The organism is Corynebacterium sp. HMSC071B10, from assembly GCF_001814825.1.
Taxonomy (GTDB): Bacteria; Actinomycetota; Actinomycetes; order Mycobacteriales; family Mycobacteriaceae; genus Corynebacterium.
The window spans coordinates 43,739-55,316 of the sequence record NZ_KV817978.1 but is presented as its reverse complement, the minus strand read 5'-3'; the positions used below and the strand labels follow the sequence as shown (position 1 = coordinate 55,316).

General features: G+C 67.3%; 9 protein-coding genes. 3 read left to right on the top strand and 6 right to left on the bottom strand.

Annotated features, from left to right (window positions below):
• The 6 genes from HMPREF2990_RS12870 to HMPREF2990_RS02365 all read right to left on the bottom strand — a co-directional run.
• Window positions 1-312, bottom strand: a 312-nt coding sequence (locus tag HMPREF2990_RS12870) for a hypothetical protein (protein WP_168167110.1), incomplete at its 3' end; no start/stop codon positions are given.
• Window positions 313-547: 235 nt separating this feature from the next.
• Window positions 548-1,015, bottom strand: coding sequence for a hypothetical protein (locus HMPREF2990_RS02385; protein WP_070762539.1), 468 nt, complete (start codon window positions 1,013-1,015; stop codon window positions 548-550).
• 135 nt (window positions 1,016-1,150) lie between these two features.
• Complete coding sequence (locus tag HMPREF2990_RS02380; RefSeq protein ID WP_070762538.1) at window positions 1,151-1,489, bottom strand: branched-chain amino acid transporter permease; 339 nt, start codon at window positions 1,487-1,489, stop codon at window positions 1,151-1,153.
• Window positions 1,489-2,154 carry an AzlC family ABC transporter permease gene (locus HMPREF2990_RS02375; RefSeq protein WP_070762565.1) on the bottom strand — a complete coding sequence of 222 codons (666 nt, stop codon included), beginning with the start codon at window positions 2,152-2,154 and terminating at the stop codon, window positions 1,489-1,491. The genes HMPREF2990_RS02380 and HMPREF2990_RS02375 overlap by 1 nt, the downstream gene beginning before the upstream one ends.
• Window positions 2,155-2,211: 57 nt before the next feature.
• Window positions 2,212-2,802 carry a YqgE/AlgH family protein gene (locus HMPREF2990_RS02370; protein WP_070762537.1) on the bottom strand — a complete coding sequence of 197 codons (591 nt, stop codon included), beginning with the start codon at window positions 2,800-2,802 and terminating at the stop codon, window positions 2,212-2,214.
• Window positions 2,795-4,213, bottom strand: coding sequence for a CCA tRNA nucleotidyltransferase (locus HMPREF2990_RS02365; protein ID WP_070762564.1), 1,419 nt, complete (start codon window positions 4,211-4,213; stop codon window positions 2,795-2,797). Before HMPREF2990_RS02365 ends, HMPREF2990_RS02370 begins: the two co-directional genes overlap by 8 nt.
• A gap of 162 nt (window positions 4,214-4,375) precedes the next feature.
• Between HMPREF2990_RS02365 and HMPREF2990_RS12335 the strand changes: the two genes are divergently transcribed.
• The 3 genes from HMPREF2990_RS12335 to murJ are packed head-to-tail and all read left to right on the top strand — an operon-like array spanning window position 4,376 to window position 11,575.
• A complete protein-coding gene (locus HMPREF2990_RS12335; protein ID WP_083316958.1) occupies window positions 4,376-5,317 on the top strand; it encodes an NUDIX hydrolase in 942 nt (313 codons plus the stop codon).
• Complete coding sequence (locus tag HMPREF2990_RS02355; protein WP_070762536.1) at window positions 5,314-7,851, top strand: hypothetical protein; 2,538 nt, start codon at window positions 5,314-5,316, stop codon at window positions 7,849-7,851. Before HMPREF2990_RS12335 ends, HMPREF2990_RS02355 begins: the two co-directional genes overlap by 4 nt.
• A gap of 43 nt (window positions 7,852-7,894) precedes the next feature.
• Window positions 7,895-11,575 carry a murein biosynthesis integral membrane protein MurJ gene (gene murJ / locus HMPREF2990_RS02350; protein WP_070762535.1) on the top strand — a complete coding sequence of 1,227 codons (3,681 nt, stop codon included), beginning with the start codon at window positions 7,895-7,897 and terminating at the stop codon, window positions 11,573-11,575.
• The last annotated feature ends 3 nt before the right edge of the window (window positions 11,576-11,578 follow it).

Genomic DNA, 11,578 nt, shown 5'->3' with positions numbered 1-11,578 from the left:
CGTGCCAAGCGGGTAGCCCTGGTTCGCATCATTCTTTCCAGAGGAGGTCAGGCCACCGTTGAGGTACGTGCCATTGTCGCCCTTGCTCGAATCAAGAACCCCGGAGTCAGAGGACTTCTTGTAAGGCTTCGACACCCCCTTACCCTCCTCAGTAAATTCGGCGAGACCTGCGTACCCCGCGTAGGCGCCAAGCTCGACGTCCGTCACTTTCGAGGAAGAATCGTAGCCGTACCCCTTGAGTGCCTGTGCGGGTGCTGCTGCCAGGGACAGAGCAGTAACTGCGGCCAGGGACGCTGCGGCAATACGCTTCATTGGAATCTCCTAGTGGTGTTGAAGTTAGATGCCAAGTGTATGGCAATGCCCACAGCATATCGTGAACCCCGAATTCTCAGCGGAACTTTGAGAAATTTGTTTCACACAGGGATTTACTTCACGGCCCTACGAAGAGGAAAGCCGGCGCTACCGCCGCTAGAGCAAGAGTCCGAACACAAAAATTCCCCACCCCCGCAAGTGCGAGAAGTGGGGAAGTTCCGAAAAACCCGATGCCTTAGAACGGCAGGTTCGGCATGTTCGGCAGCAGGCCAGCCTGGTTGGCGACGAAGCCAACTGCGCCGATGCCAGCAGCAGCGACTGCGAGCCAGGTCAGGATCCAGCCCGCCTGCGACGCCTTGTACGCCTGGTCCGCGCTGGAGCCGCGCTCGACGGAGCCAACCATCATGTCCTTGGCACCATCGGTTTGCGGGGCAGCACCGTACCCGTCTTCTTCGAGCTTCTTGTCCAGCTTCCGCTTCTCAATGCCCTGTCGGGCACCTTCCTCAGCACCCTCGAGCGCGCCCTCCACGACACCTTTCGGGCCTTCAGCGGCGTCGCGAATGCCGTCAATCAACTCGGAATCTTTAGCCTTCTCGCGAACACCGTCGATAAAGTCGCTGTTTCCTTCCGCTGCCTGTGCGGGTGCGACTGCGAGTGAGAGTGCGGTCACGCCAGCGAGACCGGCGGCAAGAATGCGCTTCATGTTGTCTCCTTCTGTACTTGTGAAGCTCGATTGACACGTGCCAACTATGCGGGCAGTGATGCCAGAGTAGCGCTACTTTTTAGTATTTTCCACCCGCGGCAGTCATGCACGCCAAAGCTCCAGGCCAGCGCACGTTTAGAAAACCAGGTTCACCAAGGCCATGTACACGAGGGTGCCGGTGAAGATGGAGAGGCCGGGTGCGCGTCGCCAAGCGTGGAGCCCAAGCGTCAGTGCGCCCGCGATGAGCGCGGCCGCAACGCCACCGGGGGAGTCGGTCGCTCCGCCGATGGTGTAGACAACGAGCACGGTCATCACCCCGACGGGCATGTAGACGCCGAGAAACTCGATAAACGGGCTCCCTTTGAGCAGCTTAAGGAAGGAGTAGGGTAGGGCCCTTAACGCCACTGTGACGATACACACCGGGATGAGTACCGCCCACACCATCGCGGGGGTTACGCCTGCGGGCAGTCCCATTAACGCAACCTCCACGTGAGTTTCTTATCTAGTGTCGGCACCCAGTAGCGCACGAGCAACAGGAGGAAGTAGGCGATGAGTGCGACCATGAGCATGGAGGAGGGCGCCAGCACAAAGGCAAGCACACCCATGCCAGCCGCGATCACGACCGCTCCGAGGTCGCGCGAGGATTTGAATGCCTCGTAGGCCAAGACAATAAAGAGGGCGTTGAGCGCGAACTCCATGCCCTGCACCGAGGAAGGAAAGATCTGCCCAGCGAGCGCACCGATGATGCCCGGGACGACCCAGAGCAGCTGACAGACCACCTGGATGGTCAAAAGCCGGGTGCCGGTCACTGGCGCGTTGGGCCCGCGGGCTGAGACGACGGCGTAGGACTCGTCGGTAAGCGCGTAAGCCGAGTAGCGGCGGCCCCACCAGGAGCGGATCCTGTGGCGCGGGTAGGTGAGTCCGTAGAAGATGTGGCGGAAGTTCACCATGAAGCCGGTGATCGCCGCGGAGAGCGGACCGATGCCGGAGGCGACCATGTTGATAGCCAGGAACTCCATCGAGCCGGCGTAGATCACGATTGAAAAGATCGGCGTCCACCACCAGGCGTATCCTGCCTGGGTCATGAGCAGTCCGAAGGCAAGGCCGAGCGGAATCAGCCCCAGCCCAACGAGCCACATGTCGCTGATGCCGCCGCGAATTTCCTCCAATGTTTCACGTGAAACAGTCACGCTCACCTACTCCGAATTCTCGGGGTTGGCCTGCCAGCGTACGGGTTCGCGGCGCATGACGTCGCTCCACAGGTCGCCGTCGATGGGGCAGAGGACGTCCTCCGGCAGGGCGTCGGCAAGCAGCCACTGGCCCGTGCCGAGGTCATCGCGGAGCATCGCTAGGTCGAAGTAGGTCACACCGATGTACATGCGCGCGTCCTCGACGTCGCGCATCAGCCGCTCCGGCTCCTTCGATCCGTGCAAGACCGCGAGCTTGTCCGTCAGCGGGTTCATGTGCAGGTGCGCGCTCGGGTCGATGCCATCCTTGGGCACGCCGACGAAACGCGCCGAGGAGACCTCCGCGAGGCCGCCGACACGGAAGTACGCGCTGTCGCCGGTGAGAAAATTGTCCCATCCGTCGTAGTGGTCGTTGACCTTCTTCTTCATCGGCAGGTGCAGCATAAGCGCCTCTACCTCGTTGTCCTGCGGGTAAATGTCCAGGACCAAGAACACGGAGCGCTCGACCAACGGCTCCTTGAGCTCAGGGTTGGCCACCAACAGCTTGCCAGGCTTGAGCGATCCCAGGCCGCGATCACCTGGGATTAGGCGATCAGCCATGCTGCGCCTCCCACCACTTCTTCAGCTCCGCGATTGCTTCGTCGCGCTCGAGCTCGCCGCGCTCGAGCCGCAATTCCTTCATGTATTTCCATGCTTTCCCCACCTCCGGGCCCGGTTCGAGCCCGAGAATCTGCATTATTTCGTTCCCGTCCAAGTCGGGGCGCACCCGGGCCAAGTCCTCCTTGGCCGCGATGTCGGCGATGCGCTCCTCCAAGTGATCGTAGGTGCGCTGGAGCCTGCGCGCCTTCTTTGGATTCCTGGTGGTGCAATCGGCGCGCACAAGCTTGTGTAAGCGGGGGAGGAGCTCGCCTGCGTCCGTCACATAGCGACGCACGGCGGAGTCCGTCCACTGACCCTCGCCGAAGCCATGGAAGCGCATGTGCAGGAAGACGAGCTGGCCGACGTCCTCGGTCACGTGCTTGGGGTACTTCAGCTTGCGCATGCGCTTGCGCGTCATCTTCGCCCCGACCACCTCGTGGTGGTGGAAGCTCACGCCGCCGCCCGGCTTCACCGCGCGGGTGTCCGGCTTGCCGATGTCGTGTAGAAGCGCCGCCCAGCGCAGCTTGAGGTCCGGGCCCTCGTCCTCCAGCTCGGTGGCCTGGCGCAACACGGTCAGCGAGTGCCAGTACACGTCCTTGTGCTGCATGTGCTCATCCTGCTCCAACTGCAGGGCAGGAATCTCCGGCAGAATCTCGCCGGCCAGGCCGGTCTTCACCAGCACGTCGATGCCCTCCCAGGGGCGTGCGCCGAGCATGAGCTTGTCCAGCTCGGCCTGTACGCGCTCCACCGTGATCCGGTTGATCTCCTCGGCCATCTCCCGCATCGCCTCGAAGACGCGCGGCGCAACCTCGAAGCCAAGCTGGGAGACAAAACGGGCGGCCCGCAGCATGCGCAGCGGGTCGTCCCGGAACGACACTTCCGGAGCCTGGGGCGTATCCAGGCGGCGCGCGAGCAGATCCTCGAGTCCGCCGACGGGGTCGTGGAAGGTGGGGGCCAACGCGCCGTCGACAAGCGAAAGCTCGATCGCCATCGCATTGCAGGCGAAGTCGCGGCGGATCAGGTCGCCTTCGAGCGTGTCGCCGAAGGTGACCTCCGGGTTGCGGGTCACGCCGTCGTACAAATCGGCGCGGAAGGTGGTGATCTCGACCTGTTTCCCCTGCTTGACCGCGGCGACGGTGCCGAACTCGATGCCCGCGTCCCAGGTCTTCTCGCCCCAGGCATCAAGGATCTCCTGGGTCACCTCCGGGCGCGCGGAGGTGGTGAAGTCGAGGTCGTGGCCGAGCTTGCCCAGCATCGCATCGCGCACCGGACCGCCGACCATATATAAGGTCTCGCTGCGCTCCGCGAAACACTGCGCCAGCGGGGTGAGGAAGTCGGCGAGCTCCATGACGCCTCGCTGCGCGCGCGCCATCAGCACGGCGACCGCATTGGGGTCGTCCGCGTCGGGGAGGTCGAACAGGGGCGAAGAAGATTTCGGCGTAGTCACCATGCTCACGTTACCCGGACACGTCAAAGGAGAGGAAGGGCGTTGTGAAATACCACAACCGGCGCTGGGACGGATACGATAAGGCGGATGACTGACAACACACGGCCCAACCGCACCGCCGGCAGCTCCAACAGCGTCGGCGGTGCTGGCGCGCGCGAAAAGGGCGGCGTCGGCGGGGAGAATGGTGCCGGTGGGGGCCAGCAGCGGCCGAAGCGACGCCGCCGTCGCAGGCGCGGGCGCGGCAACCGGTCGGGCAGCAACCACAGCAACCACAGCAACCAGAACCAGCAGGGCCAGAATAAGGAACAGCACAACCAGCACTCCAGCCACGGCGCGAGCGAGGCGGGGGAGGGCCGCGGCGGCCAAGGCGGCAAGCGCCGTCGCAACCGCAACCGCTCCGGAGCAAAAAGCGGCAGCAACAACCGCAACCAGTCGGGCAAGCACCCGGCAAGGCGGAAGCGCGGGCGCGGGCAGGGGAGTAACCGTCGCCAGTCGCAGTACAGCCACCGCTCACAGTCGGGGATGGAAACGCGGGACGAGACCTCGGCCGGCGGCCTGGTGGTCTCCGGGATGGCCGAGGCGGTCAACCCGGAGAACAATAAGGTGGACATGTCGCAGATCTACGTCGCCCTGATTGGGCGGCTCGATCGGCGCCGCCGCCTGCTGTGGTCCATGCCGAAGGGGCACGTGGAAGACGGGGAGCACCAGTGGCGGACCGCGGAGCGCGAGGTGTGGGAGGAGACCGGCATTACCGGCGAGGCCTTCGACACCCTCGGCACCATCGACTACTGGTTCGTCTCCGACGGGGTGCGCATCCACAAGACCGTGCACCACAACCTGCTGCGCTACGTCGACGGCATCCTCAACGACGAGGACCCGGAGGTCACCGAGGTCACGTGGGTGCCCATGAGCGAACTGATCGAGCGCCTCGCGTACGCGGATGAGCGCAAGCTGGCGCGCGTGGCCTATGACAAGATGCCCAACCTGGCGCGGGCGGAGGCCGAGGCCGGAAGGGCCACTCCGCGATGAGGGGGCCCGCAGGCGCGGCGCTGCCCACCTTCGCGGTTGCGGGGTTGGCACTCGCGGCGGGCGCGCAGCCTGTGGCCGCCGACACCCTGCCGGTGCCCACCAACCCGGACAACCCCGAGGTCGCCGCGCAGTGGGTCAACCCCAACGTGCGCGTGGGCGAGGGCGAGCGCGCCACCATCGAGGCGATCGAGCTGCCGGAGTCGATCCGCGCGCACGATCCGTTTCACGTGAAACTTCGCGTTCGCAACACCTCCGACGCCCCGCTCGAGGGCCTCCAGCTCGTGCCCCGCCGCGGCCCGCTCACCGGCTCGGTCACCGACCAGCGCATGGCCACCATCGCCTCGCTCGCCGACTACGGGCTCATCGGCCAGGCCCAGACGGTGCAAGCGCTCGCGCCCGGCGAGTCCACCGAGCTGGAGCTCGACTTCGACACCGACGCGCTCGCCATGGGCGACATCGGCAGCTACCCGCTCGCCCTTTCGCTTCTCGACGCCACGGGCACCCCCCTCGACTCCGAACGCTTCCACCTGACGGTCCGCGGGCTCGCCGACGGCGCACGTCCGGGCGCGCTCAGCGCGCTCTACCCGATCTCCGCCCCCGTCGACCTGATGCCGGGGGAGACCGGCGAGGCCCCCGAGGACCCGCAGCTGCTGTTGCAGTCCGAGCGGCTTGCCGACCAACTTAAACCTGGCGGCCGCCTCGACCGGCTGGCCACCGCCTACCTCGAGGCGCTCGACACCCCGCAGGTGCGCGAGGCGACGTGCGCCGCGATCGACCCAGCGCTCGTCGACACCGTCGACCGCATGGCTGACGGGTACGCGGTGGATACCGAGCGCGCGCCCGTCGTCAAAGAGCCCCAGCGCCTGCGCGACAGCTGGGGCAGCGCCGCGAACGATACCGACGGCACCCCCGGGACCGGCGCGCAGGACGCGGCCAGATTCTTAGAGACGCTGCGCGAGATCGCGCGAACCGGCTGCACCGTCGCCCTCCCGTGGGCCAACGCGGACTTAGACGCGGTAGCACGCACGGGGGATCCCTGGTTGATCCGGGAGACCGTCGAGCGCGGCCCTTTCGTCCTGGAACGGGTGCTTGGCACCCCCGGCATGCACAACGTCGTCGTCGCGGGCAACGCGATCGAGCACGCGACCGCCCCGGCACTGGGGTGGGCCGACCACGCGCACTCGACCGTGCCTGAAAGCGGGATGCAGGCGGCGTGGGAACTCGACCAGGCAGCGACGGAGGAGACCACGTCGAGGGAGAACACCTCCCAGAGCAACCTTGATGTGCGCACCCCCGGCTCCGCGCGCACCGCCGCCGCGCCACGGCCGGAGACGACCGTGCGAGTCCTGCTCCCCGCCAATACGATCCAGACGGATCCCGATGTTTCACGTGAAACATCGGCAGACGCACAGCGCTTCGCGTGGTCCGCGCCCAACGTGCTTGCGGTGGGCTACCAATCTTCGCTCGCCTCGGTGCTCGCCTCGGTGGGGCCGAATCCAATCACGGCGACATACGCGCCCGAGTTCACCCGCTTCGACGCAACACAGGATTCCGCCGCGTCCCGCGCTACCAACGCGGCGAGCGCGATTCGGCTCGCCGCGCAGCAGGCGTGGGCCTTCGAGGACCAGCCCGACACCGAACCCGTCTTTGTCAACCCCCCGGCGACGTGGGACGCCGACAGCGCCGCCACGCTGCTCGGCACAGTCTCCGACCTGGTCACCCACGGCGGGGCAGCACCGCTGTCGCTTACGCGCTACCTGGAGCCGCCCGCGGATACGGTCGTGCCGCCGGCCCAGACGATCGGCAGTCCCTATTCCGACCCTGGCACCTACGCCGATTCGGAAATCCTCGCGGCGACCCAGCAGGCCCGCTTCATCAACGACCTCACCGCGCTCCTTACCCCCGACCCCTCCATCGCGCTGACCCGCTACGGCTACACGCTACCGCTGCGGCGCGACCTCATCACCGCGCTGAGCCCCGGCCAGCGCCGCTCGCTGCACGGCTACGCGGACGCGGTATCCACCACCAGCCGGACGCTTGCCGGCTCGCGCGACACGCTCACCGAGCTGCGCAACTCGGTGGCGCTCATCCCGCCCGGCAACGTCTACACGCGGACCTCGCCGTCGAGCCCGCTTTTGATCGTCGCGCAGAACGGCATGCCGTTGCCGGTGCGCACCTCCATCCAGTACCGCGGGCCCGAGGGGGCGCGCCTCAACGTCCCTGCCGAGATGCGGATCCCAGCTCGCGGCTCCGTCACCGTCCAGATGACGGCGGACCTTCCGGAGGAGAGCAAGGAAACCAAGCTGCAGCTCTTCCTCGCCGGCCCGCACGGCGCAGCCATGTCGCAGCCGGTGGACATCACCGTGCGCACCGCAGCGATGGCCATCCGCGGCTCCGTCCTTCTGCCCGCGATGGCGGCGCTGATCGCCGCCTTCGTCTTCTTCGCGATCTGGCGCCAGCGCCGCCGCGGTGCCGCCGCGCGAGGGGCCGCGACCGAGACTGGTGCCGACCCGCCAAGTGCAGCTGCACCCTAAGACACTTCGGTACAGACCACCACACCTGATTGGAGAAGCTTCCGTGACACAGCAGGATGACGCGGCGCACGCGGCTGGCTTGCGACGTCGCATAGTCACCCCCGCCCCGCCGGCACCGGTGCCCAAGCCACCGGCCAAGCTGCAAGGCCCCGCGGAAAACCCGGAGCAGCCCGACAAGTCGATGCTGACCACCAGCCCCAAGGGCGAGCGCACGGCGCCGGCAAAAACAGCCGGCGCGAAGGGCAGCGACGCACCGACGAAGGCGGAGACCACCGACACCATCCAGGCTGTCGACGCACCCGAGCCGGCCGCCGCCGAGCAGGCGGCACCCGCCACGCAGGCCGCTGCCGTCGCGACCGTCACCCGCGAGACCGATACGGAAGAAGCGGGGGAGGAGGGCACCTCCAACGCCTCGGTCGTGCGCGCCACCGGCTCCATGGCAGTGGCCACGCTCATCTCGCGCATCACCGGGTTCATCCGCACCGTGCTCATCGGCGCCGCACTCGGCCCGGCGGTGGCATCGGCCTTCAACACGGCGAACACGCTGCCCAACATCATTACCGAGATCGTGCTCGGCTCCGTGCTCACCGCCCTCGTGGTGCCGGTGCTCGTGCGCGCGGAAAAAGAGGACGAGGACCACGGCGCCCGGTTCATCCGGCAGCTGTTTACGCTGACGTTTACGCTCATGGCTGTCGTCTCCGTCATCGCGGTACTTGCCGCCCCGTGGCTGACCAGGCTCTTCCTCAACGACGCGGGCAAGGTCAACGTGGTCCAGGCGACCTCGTTCGCCTACCTGGTGCTGCCGCAGATCTTCTTCTACGGCATGTTCTCGCTCTTCATGGCGATCCTGAACACCAAGGAACACTTCCGGCCAGGAGCCTGGGCTCCGGTGGCCAACAATGTCGTTTCTATCGCGGTGCTCCTGCTCTACATGTTGGTGCCGGGGCACTTGCATCCGGCGGCGCCAGCGTCGATAAGCAATCCGCACGTGGCGCTGCTCGGCCTGGGCACGACCCTCGGTGTGGTGGTGCAGTGCCTGATCATGGTGCCCGCGCTGCGCAAGCTGCGCATTGATCTGCGGCCGCTGTGGGGCATCGATGAGCGCCTCAAGCAGTTCGGCGGGATGGCGCTGGCGATTATCACGTATGTGGCGATCAGCCAGGCCGGCTACATCGTCACCACGCGTATCGCCTCGACGGCGAGCGAGGCCGCCCCGATCATCTACCAGCAGCACTGGATGCTGCTGCAGGTGCCCTACGGCATCATCGGCGTCACGCTGCTCACCGCGATCATGCCGCGACTGTCGCGCAACGCCGCCGACGGCGACGACGAGGCCGTGGTCCGCGACCTCACGCTCGGCACCAAGCTGACGTTTATCGCGCTGATCCCGATCATCGTGTTCATGACGGCGCTCGGCCCCGACATCGGGCACGCGCTGTTTGCCTACGGCAACTTCGACGGCGACACCGCCCGCATCCTCGGCCTGACGATCAGCTTCTCCGCGTTCACGCTCATCCCGTACGCGCTCGTCATGCTGCACCTGCGTGTCTTCTACGCGCGCGAGGAGGCGTGGACGCCGACGATGATCATCGCCGGTATCACCGCCACCAAGATCGTGCTGAGCTACCTCGCGCCCATGGTGGCCGACTCCACCCAGTCCGTGGTCGTGCTACTCGGCGCGGCCAACGGCTTCGGCTTCATCGCCGGCGCGCTCATCGGTGCCTTCCTGCTGCGCCGCAAGCTCGGCACCCTGCAGGCCGCCACCGTCATGCGCACCTCCATCTGGGCGTTCGCCGCCGCACTCGTCGGCATCGCGGCGACCTACCTGCTGCGCTGGCTCGTGCGCGATCTCGCGGGTGTGGACATCCCGGGCGCACTCGGCCGCCTGATCGGGCTGCCCTCGCTCGGCTTCCTCATCGAAGTGATGATCCTTGGCATCATCTTCGTCATCGTCACCGGCCTGGTCCTGTCGCGCTCCAAGCTTCCCGAGGTGCAGAACCTCGGCCGCGCGCTGGCGCGCATCCCGGGCCTGTCCCGCTTCATCACCCCGGACGACGAGGCCGCCATCGAGGTCGGCGAGGTCGACCCGCGCGACATGTCCACGCAATTCCTCGCCTCCGACACCTTCAACGCCAACCCGGTCCCGCCGCCGATGTCCGCCGGTGTGGTCCGCGGCCCGCGCCTGGTGCCGGGCGCCAGTGTCTCCGACGGACGCTTCCGTCTCATCCGCGACCACGGCGCCACCACCGGGGCCCGCTTCTGGCAAGCCCGCGAAGTGGCCACCGGCGCACCGGTCGCGCTGACGTTTGTGGACACCACCGGTGCCGCGCCCATGGCGCCGGCCACCCCGCGCGAGGCCGCGCTCCAGGCAGCGGGCGTGGCGCGCCGCACCCGCAAGCTGGCCAACCTGCACCACCCGGCCGTGGCCGACAACATCGAGATCCTCTCGTACCGCACCGGCTCGCTCATCGTCGCGGACTGGATCGAGGGCTCCTCGGTCAAGGCGGTCGCGGAGAGCGGCCAGACGCTGCACACCGAGGCCGTCGCCAACGCGCTCGCCCCGCTCGCCGGGGCGCTCGCCGCCGCGCACGAGGCCGGCATCCCGCTCGGCCTAGACAACCGCCAGCGCCTGCGCGTGGATACCGACGGCCACGTCCGCCTCGCCTTCCCGGCCATTCTGCCGGATGCCTCCGGCCCCGCCGACGCCGACGCCTTCGCCTCCGCGCTGCAGCTGCTCACCACCAACGTCAACTCGGACGCGCTCGAGGGCATCACGAAGCGCACCCGCGCGCTTGTCGACGCCGACGCCATCGAAGACAGCGACTTCCACGATCTCGAAGTGGCACTCCGCAAGGAGGCGAATCTGCCCGCACCGGGCGAGGAGGTGACTGGCGTCGACGAGGATCTGGACGCAGCACCCGAGGCAACCGCAGAGCCCACGACGGGTGCGACCGAGGATGAAGAGGACTCCGGCTTCGCCGAGTACGTCGAGCCCGTCGCCGAGGACACTGACGACCCGGACGAGCTGCGCGGCGGCTTCGGCTCGCGCCGCCTCGGCACGGTCACCACCGTGCTGCTGTCCGCCATCGCGGTGGGGGCAGTGGTGCTCATCGCCGCGCTGACGATCTCGCTGATCGGCTTCCTCTCCGGCGACGACACCAACTCCCCGGTCACGCACGACTCCGTCCAGCAGGGCGAGCAACACATCGAGGAGGAGGCCACCGAGCACGTCGGCCTGCCCGTGATCATCAGCCCGCTTTCCGCGCAGCCTATCGACGCCCAAGGCCAGCCCGCGGGCGAGCCCGGCACCGGCGACAGCGCCAACGACGGGGACACCGAAAAGCCGGACAAGGATGCCGAGGGCCCCGCCGCCACCGTGGACGGAGACCGCACCACCGGCTGGACCACCGCCCGCGGCGGCGGCATCGCGTTCACCCCGCCAACCACGGCTGGCGAGGTCAGCGTGGAGCAGCTGCTCATCGACACCACCTCCGACGGCGGTCCGTACAGTGTCCACGCCATCCCGGTGAACTACGAGGGCCCACTCACCGCGGAAGCCCTGCCCACGCTCGCCGAGGGCACCTTCCACCCGGGCCAGAACAGCGTGGACGTGGACGACTCCGGCCCGCTGCGCGGGGTGTTCCTCTCCCTGCCGGCGAGCGAGAAGTCCGCTGAAATTCAGGTGCGGGAGGTCTCGCTCATCGGGTTCACCGAGCTGCGCTAATCC